This window comes from Limnothrix sp. FACHB-1083, from assembly GCF_014696485.1.
GTDB lineage: Bacteria > Cyanobacteriota > Cyanobacteriia > CACIAM-69d > CACIAM-69d > CACIAM-69d.
On record NZ_JACJQD010000001.1, the window covers coordinates 249,384 to 266,497 of the forward strand.

The 17,114-nt window shown below is 57.0% G+C and carries 15 protein-coding genes and 1 other RNA gene; 9 read left to right on the forward strand and 7 right to left on the reverse strand.

Annotation, left to right across the window (positions count from 1 at the left end; all coding sequences use genetic code 11):
• Window positions 1-60: 60 nt before the first annotated feature.
• Together H6F46_RS00990 and H6F46_RS00995 are read right to left on the reverse strand one after the other, a co-directional pair.
• Window positions 61-1,137, reverse strand: a complete 1,077-nt coding sequence (locus H6F46_RS00990) for a hypothetical protein (protein ID WP_190354811.1) — start codon at window positions 1,135-1,137, stop codon at window positions 61-63.
• A gap of 373 nt (window positions 1,138-1,510) precedes the next feature.
• A complete protein-coding gene (locus H6F46_RS00995) occupies window positions 1,511-3,016 on the reverse strand; it encodes a leucyl aminopeptidase (RefSeq protein ID WP_190404964.1) in 1,506 nt (501 codons plus the stop codon).
• Between the two features lie 207 nt (window positions 3,017-3,223).
• Here H6F46_RS00995 and H6F46_RS01000 point away from each other — a divergent pair, with 207 nt between their 5' ends.
• From H6F46_RS01000 to H6F46_RS01015, 4 genes are all read left to right on the forward strand, one after another.
• The gene (locus H6F46_RS01000; protein WP_099532734.1) at window positions 3,224-3,403 is read left to right on the forward strand and encodes a hypothetical protein; all 180 of its coding nucleotides are present in this window, start codon (window positions 3,224-3,226) and stop codon (window positions 3,401-3,403) included.
• A gap of 57 nt (window positions 3,404-3,460) precedes the next feature.
• Window positions 3,461-4,180 carry a class I SAM-dependent methyltransferase gene (locus H6F46_RS01005; RefSeq protein WP_099532733.1) on the forward strand — a complete coding sequence of 240 codons (720 nt, stop codon included), beginning with the start codon at window positions 3,461-3,463 and terminating at the stop codon, window positions 4,178-4,180.
• A 149-nt stretch (window positions 4,181-4,329) separates the two neighbouring features.
• The gene (locus H6F46_RS01010) at window positions 4,330-5,727 is read left to right on the forward strand and encodes an NAD-dependent malic enzyme (RefSeq protein ID WP_347278313.1); all 1,398 of its coding nucleotides are present in this window, start codon (window positions 4,330-4,332) and stop codon (window positions 5,725-5,727) included.
• A gap of 178 nt (window positions 5,728-5,905) precedes the next feature.
• The gene (locus H6F46_RS01015) at window positions 5,906-6,868 is read left to right on the forward strand and encodes an alpha-E domain-containing protein (protein WP_190354813.1); all 963 of its coding nucleotides are present in this window, start codon (window positions 5,906-5,908) and stop codon (window positions 6,866-6,868) included.
• A 275-nt stretch (window positions 6,869-7,143) separates the two neighbouring features.
• Here the strand turns inward: H6F46_RS01015 and gndA are convergent, their stop codons facing one another.
• Entirely contained in the window at window positions 7,144-8,565 is a 1,422-nt protein-coding gene (gndA, locus tag H6F46_RS01020) for an NADP-dependent phosphogluconate dehydrogenase (RefSeq protein WP_190354814.1), read from the reverse strand.
• A gap of 1,266 nt (window positions 8,566-9,831) precedes the next feature.
• Between gndA and H6F46_RS01025 the strand changes: the two genes are divergently transcribed.
• From H6F46_RS01025 to H6F46_RS01035, 3 genes are all read left to right on the forward strand, one after another.
• On the forward strand, window positions 9,832-11,634 hold the full coding sequence (locus H6F46_RS01025; RefSeq protein WP_242027723.1) for an adenylate/guanylate cyclase domain-containing protein: 1,803 nt from the start codon (window positions 9,832-9,834) through the stop codon (window positions 11,632-11,634).
• 95 nt (window positions 11,635-11,729) lie between these two features.
• Window positions 11,730-11,935: non-coding RNA, 6S RNA (gene ssrS, locus H6F46_RS01030), on the forward strand.
• A gap of 183 nt (window positions 11,936-12,118) precedes the next feature.
• A complete protein-coding gene (locus H6F46_RS01035) occupies window positions 12,119-12,283 on the forward strand; it encodes a hypothetical protein (RefSeq protein WP_190354815.1) in 165 nt (54 codons plus the stop codon).
• 125 nt (window positions 12,284-12,408) lie between these two features.
• On the opposite strand, the gene H6F46_RS01040 is transcribed toward H6F46_RS01035, so the two are convergent.
• Together H6F46_RS01040 and H6F46_RS01045 are read right to left on the reverse strand one after the other, a co-directional pair.
• Window positions 12,409-12,675: a type II toxin-antitoxin system RelE/ParE family toxin gene (locus H6F46_RS01040; protein WP_190354816.1), complete on the reverse strand. Its 267-nt coding sequence runs from the start codon at window positions 12,673-12,675 to the stop codon at window positions 12,409-12,411.
• Between the two features lie 19 nt (window positions 12,676-12,694).
• Window positions 12,695-13,030 carry a hypothetical protein gene (locus tag H6F46_RS01045; protein ID WP_190354817.1) on the reverse strand — a complete coding sequence of 112 codons (336 nt, stop codon included), beginning with the start codon at window positions 13,028-13,030 and terminating at the stop codon, window positions 12,695-12,697.
• On the opposite strand from H6F46_RS01045, the gene H6F46_RS01050 reads away from it, so the two are divergent.
• Window positions 13,029-13,250 (forward strand): hypothetical protein, encoded by a 222-nt coding sequence (locus H6F46_RS01050; RefSeq protein ID WP_190354818.1) that lies wholly within the window; start codon window positions 13,029-13,031, stop codon window positions 13,248-13,250. The two genes, H6F46_RS01045 and H6F46_RS01050, sit on opposite strands and share 2 nt — an antisense overlap.
• On the opposite strand, the gene H6F46_RS01055 is transcribed toward H6F46_RS01050, so the two are convergent.
• Both H6F46_RS01055 and H6F46_RS01060 read right to left on the reverse strand, forming a co-directional pair.
• Entirely contained in the window at window positions 13,216-15,048 is a 1,833-nt protein-coding gene (locus H6F46_RS01055) for a helix-hairpin-helix domain-containing protein (protein ID WP_190354819.1), read from the reverse strand. The genes H6F46_RS01050 and H6F46_RS01055 overlap by 35 nt on opposite strands.
• 158 nt (window positions 15,049-15,206) lie before the next feature.
• A complete protein-coding gene (locus H6F46_RS01060) occupies window positions 15,207-16,172 on the reverse strand; it encodes a PRC-barrel domain-containing protein (RefSeq protein WP_190354820.1) in 966 nt (321 codons plus the stop codon).
• Window positions 16,173-16,522: 350 nt separating this feature from the next.
• On the opposite strand from H6F46_RS01060, the gene H6F46_RS01065 reads away from it, so the two are divergent.
• On the forward strand, window positions 16,523-17,107 hold the full coding sequence (locus H6F46_RS01065) for a TIGR04376 family protein (protein ID WP_190354821.1): 585 nt from the start codon (window positions 16,523-16,525) through the stop codon (window positions 17,105-17,107).
• The last annotated feature ends 7 nt before the right edge of the window (window positions 17,108-17,114 follow it).

The following is a 17,114-nucleotide window of genomic DNA, read 5'->3' on the forward strand; positions in this document are numbered from 1 at the left end:
CAAGGGGTTTAAACCCCTTGCTGCCAGGATTTTGCGTTGTCATCAGGACTTGAAAGTGTCCTAAAATTGCTGACCCACAAACACAGAACGTGTTTCGCCATCTCGTCGGAGGGTCGCGGCTTGGTTGGCCACCTCCACCAAAGTCCAACCACTGGCCCCGATCGCCTCGCCCATGCTGACCCGTCTGGTCACGCCGTTCACGGAAACCAAGGCTGAGGAACGATCGCCCAATTCCAAAACCCCCACCAGAACGTAGGTCATGCTGGGAGCAACCGCAACGGGCCCCGGTGACGCGGCTGGGCTGGCGGTTGGTTGGGGGGAAGCGGCCGGCGCGGGGCTGGGGCGGGTGGCGGCTCCGTTGGGTTGGGGTAAGTTGGCGGACAAGTTGGGATTCCGTTCCAGCAAACGGGTTAAGCGCTCGATCGCGTCCACCAAGTTGCTGGACAGGGGAAACCCAACCGGGGCCGCAGGCGTGACGGCAGCGCTGGAGGCCGGTGGCGCGGGGCTGGGGTTCGGAGGATTGAGGGTGACAACGTTGGGCAATTGCGAGGGCACTGGCGCGATCGCGGGAGGCTGGGGCAACTGGGCAACGGGGCCGCCGCCATTGGTGCGCCGCTCGATCGCATCCAAGGAACGGGAAATATAGGCAGCAAATTCCGTATCTTCGGGGGCGCTGCTGCCGTCGTTGGCCACGGAAGCAACGGGAGCCGCCGGGGAGCCGTCGGCCATCACCGCTGCCGGTTCGTTGCGATTGGCAAACCAGAGGCCCACGGTGGCCAACAGGGACAGGGCCGCCGCGCCGATGGTTAAGCGATCGAACAGGCGCACCGATTGCCGGGCCCGTTCCGCGTCGGCCACTGCTTCGATTAACTCTGGATCTGGCTCTTGAATTTTGGGCGGCGGCGGGGGCGGCAACACCTCCGCTGGCAACACCAAGGGCGGCACGGCGATCGATTGCAGGGCGATCGGGGGCGAGGGTTCCGGGGGTGGGGTCAACAGTTCCACACCCTCTTCGAGCGATCGCTCCAAATCCCCAAACAAGTCATCCATGAGCTGGTCGGCATACCAGTCAGCGGCCGAGGTCGATCGGGGGGCGATCGTCGGGTTGGATTCGCGAGGCTCAATGGACAAAGTCATACCACCACACCAAATATGGGCAAGGGACGCAGCCGCCATCCCCAAGCACCGCCTTGCCCAGACACAACATTGGGTTGCTGGAAGGGGGCAAATTTCGCAACGGCCGGACTTTCAACTCGGCCGAACCACCGAAAGATTGACCCTGGGCAAGGCTACGGAGTTGGGGCCGATTCTATTGAATCGTCGCCAGTTCGTCAAACGCTAGGGGATCTAAATGCTAGGGGATCTGATGGATTCGCCGCTGGTCGGCGCTGCGGGCCTCATACGTCCTCGCAGCGCCCTGACCGGGAAAGGCCGTTACTGATCCAGACTGAGCCAGTCTAGACTGAGCCAGCCCTTGAACCAGCGATTCAGCCGCTCAATGAGCTAGTTATTAAGCCAAAATCCACTCCACCAAGGTACGAACCCCGTAACCGGTGGCCCCGGCGGGATTCAGTCCTGAATCCTTGTCGCTCCAGACGGGCCCCGCCACATCCAGGTGCGCCCAAGGCGTGTCTTTCACAAACTGCTTCAGGAACAGGGCCGCGGTGATTGAACCACCCGCGCGGCCGCCGATGTTTTTCATGTCAGCCACCACGGATTTCATCTTGTCGAAGTAGGGTTCTTCGAGGGGCATTTGCCACAGCTTTTCACCGGCCTTGGCGGCAGCGGCTTTCAAGCCGTTGGCCAGGGTTTCATCGGTGGCCCACAGACCAGCAATCTCATCGCCCAGTGCCACCACGCAAGCGCCCGTGAGGGTGGCCAAGTCCACGATCGCCTCCACGCCCAGCTTGTCCGCATAGACGAGCGCATCGGCCAGGGTCAGGCGGCCTTCTGCGTCGGTGTTGCCCACCTCGATCGTTTTGCCATTGGAGGCGGTGAGGATGTCGCCCGGGTGCATGGCTCGCCCGCTGATCATGTTTTCCGTGACGGCGGAAATGAAATGCACTTCCACATCCGGTTGCAACAGGGCGATCGCCTGGGCCGCGCCAAAGGTTGCGCCCGCGCCGCCCATATCGGTTTTCATCATCTCAATACTGCTGCCTACGCCGGCCTTGATGTTTAAGCCGCCGCTGTCGAAGGTCAGACCCTTGCCCACGATCGCCAACTTTTTGCGGGGTGTGCCTTGGGGCTTGTAAACCAAGTGGATAAACTTCGGCGGCAGGTCAGACGCTTGGGCAACTCCCAAAAAACTGCCCATACCCAGTTTTTCGCAATCTTCCTTTTCCAAAATCGTCAGTTCCCAGCCGGGGTTGGCGGCGATCGCCTGGGCCGTTTCGGCCATGGTGATGGGGGTGACCACGTTGGCCGGAGCGGCCACTAACTCGCGGGCCAAAATGGTTCCGGCAGCGATTTTTTCACCCCGATCGATCCCTTGGGCGATCGCGGCTGAATCTGTGGTTCCGTTTCGGAATGGCAACAGCTCGATCGTCTCGGGCTTGGGGGTTTTGCCGTTTTCTTCGCTATCGGACTTGAAGCGGCGATCGCGATAGAGCGACAAATGCACCCCTTCGGTGATGGCTTGGGCCGCGGCGGCCGCCTCTTGGTTGGCCAGCGGGAACGCCATGGCCAGGCGATCGCACTTTTGGGCCCGGGCGGCCTTGGCGGCGGCGGCGGCCCCTTGGCGCAGCCGATCGAGCGGCAGATCCTCTGAGTTGCCCAACCCAATCAAGATCAATTTACGAACGGGTGTGCTGCTGCCCACGCGCAGGGTTGCAGTGTTGCCGGGCTTGCCCTTAAATTCGGCCTCATCGATCGCCTCGCGCAGGGCCCCACCCAGTCGATCGTTCAAGGCCGCCAAGTCACCCGCCAGGGTTTCCAGTTCCGACTCAAACAGCCCGATCGCCAAACCAGCGCCCGTCCATTCGATCGGGCTGCTGACACTTGCTCGAAATTCCATGATTGCCTTGTGATGGTTGCGTTTTGCCGCTTTCTACTCTAACGGTTTGGCTACACTGATAGACAGGGTGAACCCGGAAGCCCCGGGAGTCGCTCCCCTCCCATCGCCGTTGACTGGCATCATTAGCACCCAAGTGCATCCAAAAGCATTCAGTCGCGTTTAGTCGCACTTAGTCGCATTTAACCGTTGTATCTAGAGGCTCGATCGATGGCTCAGCTTGCAACCCTCGTGATTTTTGGGGCTTACATCTTCTTTGGGGTGAAATTTTGGAACGGCTTTCAGCGAACCAACTTCACCCAAAATCGAATTTTCCTAACCCTACTTTGGCCAGTTTTGCTAATTAATGGCTCCTATCGTAAAAACTTCCAAAAAGCTCTCAAAGGTTAACCATCATTCCCCGGTTTCTAGAGCAATATTCAACCCCAATTTTTGAGGGCGCATTCATTGGTTAACTGGAGCATTGCCGAACTTCAATCCCGTGATTGGAACACCCCTGAACTACAGGCCCAAATCCAAGCCGTTGCTGCTCGATATAACAAAGAATATCGCGGCGAAGCCTTTGAAGTCCCCGACGAAGTGGCCGCCTTGCCGCTCTATCCTGAGTTCGTGACTGGATCCCTCACCAGCCGCATCACATCCCCCTTTTGGGAATTAGCAAAGCCCCAAAAAGGTTGGCGCTGTTTGGATTTGGGTTGTGGGGGCAGCTTTTTGTTTTATCCCTGGCGCGATTGGCAAGCCTTTTTCTATGGGCAAGATGTGGCTCGCGTCGCCTGCGATTTGTTGACAGCGCGGGGCCCACAACTGAACTCCAAACTGTTTAAGGGCGTGCATTGCCAACCGGCCCATGAACTGAACTATGAGCCAGGATTCTTTGATTTGGTGATTGCCACAGGGGTGAGCTGCTACTACCCGATCGACTATTGGGCCGCTGTGGTCGATCGAGTCAAGCCCCTCCTAAAACCCGGTGGTTTATTTGTCTTCGATGCCATTTTGCCCGAGTTACCCCTAGCGGAAAATTGGGCAATTTTGGAAACCTATTTGGGGTCAGAGGTTTTCTTGGAAGAGCCGATCGCCTGGAAAAAACTGATTCAGGCCGCCGGTGGCAAAGTGACCGCCACACGCGAAGGCGATGTATTTGCCCTCTATCGCGTCAAATTCAGTTGAAATGCAATCAGAACTGACCGGAAATCTTCAGCAATTCCTGACCGATCGACCAAGGCCAACGGCTCATGGGTGGTAGATTATAAAGCTTTAGTTATCCCTGCCTTGTCAGCTTCTAACTCATTAACCTGCTATTCGGGAAGGATCGGTTCGTGGTTAAACTAACGCCAAATCCCAGTTTCAGTGTTTCGTTGCGTCTTCAGTTGCCAAACCAGGTGGGAATGCTGTCCCAGGTCATTCAGGCGATCGCGGATGCGGGGGGCAACTTGGGCGATATCACCCTCGTGGAGCAAAATCGCCAACAGACCATCCGGGATTTGGCAGTGGATGCGGCCAGCACCGAGGGCGCGGAGGCCATTGTGGCAGCCGTGAAAGCGATCCCGGAGGTGTTGGTGCTGGCGGCGGCCGATCGCACCTTTGCCTTGCACCAGGGCGGCAAAATCACCGTCAACAGCAAGATTTCGTTCGATCGCCAGGCGGATTTGGCCATGGCTTATACACCGGGGGTGGGTCGCGTTTGTCGGGCCATTGCTGACCAGCCCGATCGGGTCTATGAGCTAACGGTGAAACAAAACATGGTGGCGATCGTCACCGATGGCAGCGCCGTGTTGGGGTTGGGCAATTTGGGGCCCGAAGGGGCGTTGCCCGTGATGGAAGGCAAGGCCATGCTGTTCAAGGAATTTGGCGGGGTGGATGCTTTTCCCATTTGCTTAGCCACCCAAGATGCCGATGAAATTGTGGAAACCGTGAAGCGGATTGCGCCGGTTTTTGGGGGAGTGAACCTGGAGGATATCGCCGCGCCGCGCTGTTTTGAAGTGGAAAAGCGGCTGAAGGAGGAGTTGAATATCCCCGTGTTCCACGACGATCAACACGGCACGGCGATCGTCTCCTTGGCGGCCCTGACCAATGCCCTGAAATACGTGGGTAAAGCCCTATCGGCGGTCAAAATCGTAATTAACGGTGCGGGAGCGGCGGGGATCGCGATCGCCCAACTGCTGCGCACGGCCGGAGCCACCGATATCGCCATTTGCGACTCGAAGGGGCTGCTGACGATCGATCGCACCGATTTGAACCCCCAAAAGCGAGACTTTGCAGTCGATCGCCCCGGGCCGCTCACCCTGGCTGATGCGATGGTCGGTGCTGATATTTTCCTGGGGGTCAGCGCGCCCGGGGTGGTGTCCGTGCCCATGGTGGAGTCTATGGCCAAAGACCCGATCGTCTTTGCCATGGCCAACCCGATTCCGGAAATTCAACCGGAACTGATCATCGGCAAAGCGGCCATCATCGCCACCGGCCGCAGTGACTATCCCAACCAAATCAACAACGTGTTGGCGTTTCCGGGTCTGTTCCGGGGGGCCCTCGACAGCCGGGCCAACAAACTCACCCAACGAATGTTCTTGGATGCGGCCTTGGCGATCGCCTCGTTGGTGGACGATGAGCAGTTGGGCCCCGAAACGATCGTGCCCTCAGCCTTTGATTCGCGCGTGGCTCCAGCGGTGGCCGCTGCGGTGCAAGCGGCCGCTCGCTTAGATGGCGTTGCTCGTTTGTAAGGCGATCGCCCAGCGGGGTGATGCTGAATGATTCAGGCGTTGATTGGGGAATTGCGGCCGCAGCTCAAGCTCAAGCCATTCTGGAACCAACTAGGATGTTTAAGATATGCTCTAGGCAACTTTCCCCGATCAAAGCTTCTTGCTGAATCACCCCTTGGAATTCATCCTTTAAATCACCATGCTCAGTCGCGTTGCGGACTCGATTTATTGGCTTAATCGCTATGTGGAGCGGGCGGAAAATGTGGCCCGATTTGTTGATGTCAACCTCAAGCTGAGTTTAGATTCTCCTGCGGGCGTGACTCAACAATGGGAACCCCTGTTAATGACCACGGGGGACTTGTCACTTTTTCAGGCCAATTATGGGGAAGCTTCCGCTGAAAATGTGATTCAGTTTCTAACATTTGATGCGAATTATCCCAATTCGATTTTGTCTTGCTTGAAATCAGCGCGGGAAAACGCTCGATCGATCCGAGAGATCCTGTCTACGGAAGTCTGGGAACAGATTAATGCGTTTTATTTAATGGTTAAAGAAGCGGCCGCCAGCTACAGCGCGGGAGCCGTTGATCTAGATAAGTTTTTTAATGAAGTGAAGTTGGCGAGTCATTTGCTCTATGGCGTGACCGATGCCACCATGACCCACGGCGAAGGCTGGCACTTTGGACAGGTGGGCCGATTCCTGGAGCGGGCAGATAAAACATCGCGAATTTTGGATGTGAAATATTACATTCTGCTGCCTTCGGTGCAGGATGTGGGCACAACGCTCGATCGCCTCCAGTGGATTGCGTTGCTGAAGTCCGCCAGCGCCTATGAAATGTATCAAAAGTGGCGCAATCACCGCATTTCGCCCACGGGAGTTGTGGAGTTTCTATTGCTCGATCGACAGTTTCCCCGTGCGGTGCAATTTTGCCTGTTGCAATCCCAAAAATCCTTGCATGAAATTACTGGAACACCGACGGGCACTTGGAGCAATCCTGTGGAGCGGCCCCTGGGACGGTTGTTAGCAGAACTCAGCTATTTTTCAGTGGATGAAGTGATCGATCGGGGTCTCCATGAATTCATTGACAATTTGCAGCAAGAACTCAATGTGATTGGCGAGCGCATGAATGAAACATTTTTTGCGCTGCGACCGGTGGGGCTTTAGACCTGTTTTTGGGAATTCGGACTCAACTTCGGCTTTCGAGTCGAGTGGTCGTATTACCTTAGTGGCGCTTAATTCTCGGGGTGTGGGAGAACAAGCCAACCATTCCGTAATCATGGGGCTGTGCTTCCCGTTTGGAGTTGAGCGGCGATCCGGTGATGCCGGAATTTCGGTTAGATTTACGAGCCATTTGGCCTCCCGAATCCACAGGAATCTCACCAAATGCGCCCTAATCTTCCCTTGCCACCGCTCAACAGCCTTGGGCGATCGCGGCCTAACTAACCGTTTGCCAATGCGGCCCATTCCGTGTGGAACGTGCCCGGTTTGTCGATCCGCTCGTAGGTATGTGCGCCGAAGAAGTCGCGCTGGGCTTGGGTGAGGTTTTGGGGCAATCGATCGCGCCGGTAGCTATCGAAATAGTCCAGGGAGGCGCTGAAGGCCGGAACCGCGATCCCCGTTTGGGCCGCCGTTGCCACCACCGATCGCCAAGCGGCCTGGCGATCAAGAATGGTTTGCTTAAACTCCGGAGCCAGCAGCAAATTCGGCAACTGTGGATTATCCGTAAAAGCTCGCTCAATCTTGCTCAGGAAGCCCGCACGAATGATGCAGCCGCCTTTCCAAATTCTGGCCATTTCCGCCAAATTTAAGCCATAGCCAAACTCAGCGGAAGCCTTTGCCAACAGGGCCATCCCTTGGGCATAGGAACAGATTTTGGAGCAGTAGAGCGCATCCCGCACTTGGTCAATGAATGTGGCTTGATCCACCGGGGCGATCGGGCCGGGGCCGCTCAGCTCTTGGGCCGCCGCCGTCCGCTCGGCCTTGATGGATGACATAATCCGGGCATTCACCGCCGCGATGATGGTTGGGATCGAAACCCCCAATTCCAGGGCACTCATCACCGTCCACCGGCCGGTTCCTTTTTGCCCCGCTGCGTCTTGAATCAGCTCCACCAACGGCTCTTGAGTGTCGGGATCACTAACCTTAAAGATTTCAGCGGTAATTTCAATCAAAAAGGAGTTGAGTTCGTCCGTTTGGTTCCAAGCCGCAAAGGTGGCTTGCAACTGGGATTGGTTCAGGCCACCCACGGTTTTCAGCAAGTCGTAGGCTTCGGCAATGAGCTGCATATCGCCATACTCAATGCCGTTGTGAACCATCTTGACGTAGTGTCCAGATCCGCCGGGGCCGATATAGGTGACGCAGGGGCCGTTATCCACCTGGGCGGCGATTTTGGTGACGATCGGCTCAATTTTTTCATAGGCCGATCGCGTGCCACCGGGCATCAAGCTGGGGCCATTCAGCGCCCCTTCTTCGCCGCCGCTCACGCCCATGCCAATGTAGGTCAGTCCCAAGGCTTCCAGATCTTGGGTGCGGCGCTCTGTGTCCTCATAAAGCGAGTTGCCACCGTCAATCAAAATATCGCCCGGAGCCAACAGGGGCTTGAGCTGTTCAATCACCGCATCCACGGGCCCGCCGGCCTTGACCATAATCAAAATTTTGCGCGGCGGTTCAAGGGCAGCCACAAATTCTTCCAAGCTGTAGGTGGGTTGCACCTGCTTGCCCTGGGCCCGGGTGGCCATGAATGTGTCGGTTTTATCGCGGCTGCGGTTATACACCGCGATCGGGAATCCATTCCGTTCAATGTTCAGGGCAAGATTTTCGCCCATCACAGCAAGACCGATGAGTCCGAAACTTTGAGCCATAGGAAAAATCTGGGTCGGCTAACAATCGGCTGAGTTGTGGCTGGCGGGCCAATCATGCAGGCCCCAACCAACATCACGGGAGTCGCAGTTCAAAGTTTTTAGCTCAAGCACTGTTGCGGGCGCTGTCGTGGATGTTGCAATGGGCTGGCCGAGGAAGCGCAGGCTATTCGGATTAGGGGGACGGAATCGCAACACCCGAGGCCACAACAGGGGCCAACCACTCAGCACCGTCATCCTTGATGACAACTTGCCTCAGATTAGCCCGATCCCCTGGGGACGGACTGGAAGATTCCGTTAAAAGTCTGCTCAAGAACCATCGGGACAACATCGAAGACTATTGATTGAAGACTATTTAAAGACTGCTGAAAGACTGCTGAAAGACTGCTGAAAGACTAAAAACTGGTTAAAGACTAGCCAAAGGCGGGTTCAAGGCAGATTCAAGCTCATTAATCGCTGTAATCGCTAATGGGATTGGGGTTGCCGGAAGTCGCCCAATTGGGGCGATCGGGGCTAATCTGGACTGAACTTGGACAGGATCGAGAATGCCACGGAACGCAACGTGGAAGGCAATTGCGCCATTGTCTAGGTTCAAGTGCTAGCGTTGGGTCAGGTGAGATTTTGACAGGCTGTCTCGGGTGCGATACCGGCTTGTTGATTTGCGGGAACTCTGCGGGAATTCTATTTTCATCGCAGTTCGTGACCGCAGTTCTCGATTGCAGTGGTTGATTGCGGTTCTTGATTACAGTTCGTGACCGTAATTGGTCACTGCAATTGGTCATCAACAACGCATCACCACAGATCAACTCAACTCGCATCTAGCGGGGAAAATGGGAAGGAGCGGTGCTTTTGCAGTGCCGGTTCTGGATTTGGGTATGGAAACGGGCGATCGGGGGACGCTTGGCCAACTGGTCGCAAGGGGAGGGCGATCGCAGGGGAAATCTCAAACAAACCGATTGCGTTCAGAGCGATCGGGCAAGGGGCTTAAACCAGGCTTTAATCAAGGTTGGACGGCTTAACCACCGCCTAAACACGAAAACAGCGAGGCAGTGATGGGGCAGCGGCGGGATTGGTTAACCGGACTGGGGCATGGGCGTTCTGAAAAACTGGTCTGGCCCCTCACCGCTTGTGAGCCTGAGCGCTGTCGAATAGGGTGTAATGCATCGATCGGTTAACGTTCTCGGCGCTGTTCCCGGTGCTATTCTCAGCGTTCCAGTCGATGCGGGTTTGGCGATATTGATTCGATTGCTGTGAAGCAGAGTAGATGGCATGGCTGAGATCCAATTACGCCTTCAGGTTCCCGGTAGCCCCGATCGACTGATTCCCGTGGAAACCGACTCCGTGACGATCGGGCGGGCCAGTGATTGCGAGCTGCCCCTTTCTCCCTATGGCGTGTCGCGACACCATGCCCGAATTAGCCGCGCCGATCGGGCTAGTCCCTGGATGGTTGAAGACCTGCAAAGCAAAAACGGCACACGCCTGAACCAAACCCCCCTCCAACAACCAACCCCCATCGCCCACGGCGATCGGATCTATATCGAAAATGTTTGCATCACTGTCCTGTTGGCAGGAGTGGGCACGGCCAACGCGGTCGCGAATCCCACCATCACCCGATCGCGCCAATCGCCCCAAGGGTCCAAAGCCGTCTATTCCCAACGGGTGCAGGTTCCCTTAAACCCCGAGGCTTTGCCGCCCACCGTGTCCGTGGTGCGGCCCAATCTGGTCAAGCTGCCCCTGATTGATGCCACGGCCGATGGCAAAATGCGAATTTCACGCGATGCCAGCGACCTCAAAGAACAGTGGCTCCGCACCAGCGAAGGCAGCGGCGACAGTCTTTATGAGCGCGATCGCACCATTGCCCGCCTGCGCGATCTCGTAGAAATCGCCAAAGGCCTCACCTCCGCCGCCAGCAGCAACGCCATCTTCTCCCAAGTGCAAGAAGTGGTGTTTCGCTATCTCACCAACATTGAGCGCCTGGCCCTGTTGGTGGATGTGGAAGGCAATGGCCAACTGCAACTGCTGAACGCGGCCGCCCGCGAAACCGAACGGGCCCGCGACCTCACCCTCAACAGCGGTTGGATCAGCCAAAGCATTTGCCAAAAAGTTTTCAAAGAAAAAATTGCCCTGCAAACGGCCGATGCCCAAGCAGACGAGCGGTTTGGCGCAGAACAAAGCATTCTCTATAAAGGCATTCGCAGCGCCATGGCCGTGCCGCTTTGGAACGAAGACAAAGTGGTCGGTGTGCTCTATGCCGATGCCAACCTGTCCTCCGAAAGTTGGGTGCAAGAGGGCGAAGACGATCTCAGTTTCTTTTCCGCATTGGCCAACCTCGTGGCTGCCAGTGTTCAGCGGTGGTTGCTCACCCGCAAACTTCAGGAAGAAGAGCGCCTGTGCCAAAAGCTAGAGCGCTATCACTCGCCTGCGGTGGTGCAACAAATGATCGCCGCTGGCACCCACGAGGATGGCCGGATTCCCACCACCGATGGGGAACTCAGCATTCTGTTTGCGGATATTGTCGGGTTCACGGCCCTTTCGGAGCGCCTGAGTCCGGCGGAGGTGGCGGACTTGTTGAACCGCTTTTTTGAAGAAATGCTGCAAGAGGTGTTTGCCCTAGGCGGAACCCTCGATAAGTTCATTGGCGATTGCATCATGGCCTTTTTTGGTGCGCCGGAACCACAACCGGATCATGCCGATCGCGCTGTCATTGCTGCCCGGCGAATGTTGGAGCGCTTGGATGATTTGAACAAACGGAACGTGTTGGGCGAGCATTTGCAACTACGGATTGCCATCAACAGCGGTCGGGCCGTGGTGGGAGATGTGGGCAGCTCCCAACGGATGGATTACACAGTCTTGGGCGGCGCGGTGAACCTGGCGGCCCGGATGGAGGCGATTTGTCCGGTGGGCCAGTGCATCATCAGCGCCAATACCTATGACCTGGTGTCGCGCAAGATGAATTGGGTGCAAATGGGAGAATTTCGGTTCAAGGGCATTGAACGGCCAGTACCCATTTTCCAAGATGGCCACCGCGCCCAAGAGCTAGAGTTGGTGAAGCTGTTGACGGAGCCTTCTTGAGAACTGACTGCGGATTTGGGCGATCGCCCCAGGGCCAAAACTAGGGATCTCGGGGCGATCGTAATCCTAAAACTGTTTGCTATAATTCCGGTTGGGTTTTGCTGCAATGTTGGTGACTGCCAATAATTGTTTTGCGATCTATGTTTGTTCCAATTCGGGGACTCACCGAACGTCTTAGTGGCAGTAGACTGAGCGAGCGTTTAGGCGCTTTGTTAACTCAGAAACTTTAAACGGAGACAAGAGTACCCACCTGGTTTTTCCAGGTCGGAAGCTGAGGCAAGACGGCATTTGCGGTTAACCCAACTCCTCAGAATTTGCTTCAACCAATTGATCAACAATTTGGTAAATAACACGGGCCACCACTCGCCTCAGCGACGGTGGCCCGTGTTTTGATTTGAATTTGATTGATTTGAATTTGCCAGTGGCAAATGGGTCGGCGCATATTGTTATATGTCCTCCGCCAGCATTGATCGATCGAAACGGATTGACCCTTGGAGATCTCTCGTACCGGAGGGCGCATGGCGATGCGCCCCTACGGGATTTGGGGGGCAATGGGGCGATCGATTCATGGGCCACGGCGCGATCGACCCACCTCGCATTCAACGACCATCCCCGATCGGTTGGGCCGCCCCATGCCAACGGTGCGTAGGGCACAAACCCAATCGCCGTAAACCGCCCACCGTTGCCCTACGACACCCTACGGGTCGGTGATGGTGAGTCGTTGCAGGATGGATTGGGCGATCGGAGAGGTCGGCGGCGCAAAATGTTGAGAGTTTAAGGAAAATAGCGATAGATCTCGCGACGATGTAGGGCGCGGACAAAAATAATGGTGTTGTCTTCTAATCGAAAGCCAAGGCGATAGTTGCCTACTCGGAGTCGATAGGTATTGGGGTGGCCTTCGATCGCTTTGATTTGACTCAACTCGCTTAAATGTTCGGCTGCTTCGATCGACAGTAGGGCGGTTTTGATGGCTTGTAATGCTGGGCGATCGCGAATGGCCTGCAAGTCTTTGCGAAAGCGCTTGAGAAATTGAACCTGCATTGTTGATCTAGTCCAACGCTTAACTATCCAACAGGGCAAAAATTTCAGCGCGATCGACAGGTTCTTCGTCTTCAGGCCCCAAGTCGTTCATGGCACGACCTAACGCCAAGTCTTCCAAAATTTCAAGCAAGAGGTCACGCAACAGATCGCGACGATCGCGCAATAGTTCAATCAGCAGGGGTCGCATCAGATCGCGGAGGCGATCATCGGTCAGGGTCAGATCATTCATGATGATTTGCGCAGAACTGGGGAGGGGCGATCGCGTTGTCTCAATGGTAGCGCGGGCTTTTGGGCGATCGACCTTATCGATCGAAACGAATTGACCCTTGGAGATCTCTCGTACCGGAGAACGCATGGCGATGCGCCCCTACGGGATTTTGGGGGCCATGGGGCGATCGATTCGTGGGCCACGGCGCGATCGACCCACCTCGCATTCAACGACCATCCCCGATCGGTTGGGCCGCGTTCAATTTTCGGTGCGTGGGAGGAACCCATCCAGTCTTTTTGTGACTCCCTTTGGTGACTCTGCGGCCTTGCTCCCTACGGTTGATCGGCGGGGCGATCGGGCTGGGTGAGCGTGCTGGGAACCACCACGGGCACAGGTGTAAGCGAGTCCAGCAAAATTTGGCGAGAGTCGGCCGTGAGGTGGCGGACTGTGGCGGAATCCAGATAGCCCCAAGCGTATTGGTCGCCCAAAATCCGTCGTTGATATTCGGAAATGGCTTCAATCCATTGAATTTGTAGCACCGTTTGGGTGGCCTCCCCACCCGGGGGCAAGGAGCCGGAAATGGTTCCATTGCCATAAAACAGGCCCGGCTTGCCCAGAGCAGCGGCGATCGCCCGTTGGGAGCGCTCCGTGAGGGCCGATCGGGAAAGCCGCACGAGGGGCCGATCGGGATCCTGCGTCAGGGTCACCATTTCTTGGGTGAGCTGATTGGTAAGGCCTTCGATTTGGCTGCGGGTGCTGTCAAATTGGATCAGGGCCAGGCGCTGCTGTTCTGGGCTAAGGACAGGGGGGCGAGCCGTCAGGACGCGGGGAATGAGAGCGGGGACTCCGGGGGTGGAAAAGTCGAGAGCTTCTCGGCTGGCAATGATGGCTGCGGAGACCAAAAAACAGCAGCCCAACCCGATCGCAGAAACCCAAGCGCTCGATCGGGAATAGCCGGGAGCCAGCCAATAGTTGCGGGCGGTGACGGTGGGCGGCAGAGGGCGCAGGGGAATCGTTTGGATGCTGGCGGCGGTGGGCGGCGGGGTCACCACCCGGGGGGCCTTGCGGTGCGTTTTTGCCAGTTGGATATGCTCGCCGCGCCGGATGGCGGCCGGAGAGGGAAAGGGATCGCGCCCTCGGAACTGCCGCGCCCGATCGCACCAGGGACAGGAACCCTGATGGCCAAAGTAGACATGCTGGGGATTGGCGCTACAGGTCACAAGGTTGTTTTCGGCGCTGTCCAAAACGGCTGCCCACTGACGGGCGCTGGGCCGATCGGCGGGGTGGCGGGTTTCAAAGGCCTGGCGAAAGAGGTTTTGCAATAGCGGATCGAGGCCCGCAAAGGGCGGCGCGATCGGCTTGGGTTTCCAACGGGGCGATCGGGCACTGTAGGGAAATTCTCCGGCCGCAATGCGTTGGTCGATCAGGGGCGGATCGCCGGATCCCAAAAAAGCGCCATCAAAGGGGTGGGTTCCCTCCATCAACAATTGAAAGAGCAACACCGCCAACCCAAAACAGTCTTGGGCCGCAGTGCGATCGACCTCTCGAAAGTTGCGCCCTTGCAGTTCCGGGGGCGTATATTCCGGCTTGCCCACAGGACAACGGAAGGTGCGCCGCTGTTGGCGATCGACCACCTGAAACGAATCCGTATCCACCAGGGTGACCAGGGCGGTGGGGGCGGCCAGCACATTGGACTCGTTCACATCCCCGATCGTGTAGCCCCGTTCATGGAGCACATCAACGGCGGCGGCCAGGTTGCGAGCCATCCGCACCAGGTAGCGATAGGTGAGGCCCGGCAGCTCGCGCCGTCGCATCTTGGGCGTGTAAACCTCGTGTAGGGGGCGGGTTTCGGGGGCTTTGGGCATCAAAAACCCAACAATCGCCCCGTCCACCACCACCGCATCCACGGGCCAGGCAATCGTAATCGGTGGTTCCAACGGATCCAGCGGCGGATCGTTCAACATGGCGGCCAGTTTGGCCACTCGATCGGGCGATCGTTGGTCGGGGTGATAAATCTTGGCCAGCAGGCTAGATGCTTCCGCAACCTGATAAATTTCCCCTTCGCCGCCCGCTTTCCCCGTGGTGCGCAGCGTGATCCGCTCGCCCGTCATGGCGCGTTGGGCCAGAAGGGTTCGGCTCCGTTTGGTTAGGTTCGATCGCTGCATGATCTGGGTTTTGCGCCGCCACCCTAAACATACTGAATTTCAGGGGCCAATTGCGGGAGCAAAATTCAAGCTAATGGCGGGGGCAATGGGAGACAATCGGAGGCAAGTTGAACCGGGCAGCGGGGCGATCGATCCGCTCAAACCATTCCGCGCCAGCATTAGTAATCTTCGTATTCCGGTTCCCGTTGCCGCACCTTCTCGGGAATCTCCAGCTTGGGTGCGCGGTAGCCCGGTTCCTCATCCGTCCAAGCATCGGAATCTACGTTGTCATCGTAGCGATCGTAGACTTCCTCATAGTCATACTCATCCTCCCGCACATACTCGCGGCCCCGTTCGCGGCGCGGGGGCTGATCGCTCCAGTTGTCGTCCTCGTCGTAATCTTGGCGGCGTTGTTGGCCATAGCGCGGGGCCGGCTCTTCCCAGGTTTCCTCTTCCCAAGCTTCCTCTTCGTAGCGGTGCTCGGCCCGGGTTTCGGTGCGAATTTCCGGGCGGGCTTCGGTGCGCAACCCGGAGGCTAACTGGTTGCCGGGGGCAGCGGTGGGAGTAAAGTACAGATCCTCTTCATCCCGTTCCCAGGGAGGGCTGCTGAGACCCAGACGCTCCAGAACACCAACGCTGAGTTGAATCAGGCGGGCTTCGGCCCCTTCAAACACAATCAACCGATCGGGGCCCGTGCTGACCACTTCTTCGATCGGGAGTTCATAGGTGCTGATCACCTGTTCGGGCACTTGGGGTAACCCGATCGAGGCAATGACAATCGAGACCAGCTTGCCATCTTCCACATCAAACTTGAACCCGCGTACCTTCCCCAGCAGTTCACCGGTTTCGGTGATCACCTCACAACCAATCAAGGTGTTGTAGGCATCCGCTTCAATGTAGTCCTCGATTGCCCGATCGTCCTCCACCAGAATCACATCACCAATTTGGCTGATGCTATCCAGGTTCATGAAGCGCGGCATCGCCGAAACGGCGAGGATATTGTCCTTTACGCCAAAGCCAATAATCTCCTGGCGATCAATATCGACCCAAACCTGGCTGATGATGCCCAGGCGCTTGCCGGTGTTTCGGGTAATGATTTGCGTTCCAAGCAGGTCAGAGCGCTGGCGAATCGATTCAGAGGTCATTGACTGCAAAGGGGGATGGATTGCAATAGATCCGAAGTCGGGATGCTTGTCGATAGTAAAGCATAGGTTGACGGATTGAGGGCGGGCGGCTGGTGGTGTCGATTGCCGAACGCGGTTGATTAGTTCAGGGGTGAGTGTTTGGCTGGGTACATAACATTGGACTGGCGGCGGCATCGATTGCGTACCTTTGGCGATTTTGGAGAATTGGCAGCCATTCCCAAGTAGCGAATGGGTAACCCTTTCAATGGTGCTGATTGAAACCAGTCGTTGTGCCAGAGGAGTACGCTGAGTCTGTAATGCAGCGCCCGGCCCCCGGGCTGGGCGAGGATTGAAACAAAAGGAGCGATCGCGTGAGTTTGCTCGATGATCTCAGTCAGTTTTTAGAAGCTCGGCTAGAAGCCTTTCTGCGCGAACATCCCGAGCTAGAGTTGCGGGCCCTAGAAGAGCAACTGCGGGAACAGGAAGCCGATGCCAAGCGATCGATCGGGGAATTACACACCCAAGAACAGCAACTGAAAGCCGACATTTGGGAAACAGCCCAAGACGTGCAGCGCTGGCACATTCGCATCGAAAAAGTGGAAGCCGCCGGAGAACACCAACTCGCCGCAGCCGCCCGCGAACGAGAAGCCGCCCTCTTGCGCAAAGGCAATCAACTTTGGGGACAAATGCAGGGCATTAAAAACCGCATTGAACAGTTAGAAACCCTGGTATCGCAACTGGCCAGCAAACGGCAAGAGGTGGCCGCGCGGGCTGCCCAGGCCGATGCGCAAACCCAGGCCCAAGCCAAGACCCGCACCAGCCGATCACCCTGGGACAGCAGCGATCGGGCCACCTACGGCAGAGGAATGGGAGCCGATCCCCTAGAAGAGCAGTTCCAACGCTGGGAAATGGATGAAGAACTAGAGCAACTGAAGCGCCAAATGGGCCGCCCTTGAGGGTTTG

Excerpts from the sequence above, each read along its gene's own strand:
- H6F46_RS01025 (WP_242027723.1), top strand. The coding sequence starts at position 9,832 with ATGGCTGAGATCCAATTACGCCTTCAGGTTCCCGGTAGCCCCGATCGA.
- H6F46_RS00990 (WP_190354811.1), bottom strand. The coding sequence starts at position 1,137 with ATGACTTTGTCCATTGAGCCTCGCGAATCCAACCCGACGATCGCCCCC.
- H6F46_RS00995 (WP_190404964.1), bottom strand. The coding sequence starts at position 3,016 with ATGGAATTTCGAGCAAGTGTCAGCAGCCCGATCGAATGGACGGGCGCT.
- H6F46_RS01015 (WP_190354813.1), top strand. The coding sequence starts at position 5,906 with ATGCTCAGTCGCGTTGCGGACTCGATTTATTGGCTTAATCGCTATGTG.
- H6F46_RS01000 (WP_099532734.1), top strand. The coding sequence starts at position 3,224 with ATGGCTCAGCTTGCAACCCTCGTGATTTTTGGGGCTTACATCTTCTTT.
- H6F46_RS01045 (WP_190354817.1), bottom strand. The coding sequence starts at position 13,030 with ATGCGTTCTCCGGTACGAGAGATCTCCAAGGGTCAATTCGTTTCGATC.
- H6F46_RS01055 (WP_190354819.1), bottom strand. The coding sequence starts at position 15,048 with ATGCAGCGATCGAACCTAACCAAACGGAGCCGAACCCTTCTGGCCCAA.
- H6F46_RS01060 (WP_190354820.1), bottom strand. The coding sequence starts at position 16,172 with ATGACCTCTGAATCGATTCGCCAGCGCTCTGACCTGCTTGGAACGCAA.
- H6F46_RS01050 (WP_190354818.1), top strand. The coding sequence starts at position 13,029 with ATGGCGATGCGCCCCTACGGGATTTTGGGGGCCATGGGGCGATCGATT.
- gndA (WP_190354814.1), bottom strand. The coding sequence starts at position 8,565 with ATGGCTCAAAGTTTCGGACTCATCGGTCTTGCTGTGATGGGCGAAAAT.
- H6F46_RS01040 (WP_190354816.1), bottom strand. The coding sequence starts at position 12,675 with ATGCAGGTTCAATTTCTCAAGCGCTTTCGCAAAGACTTGCAGGCCATT.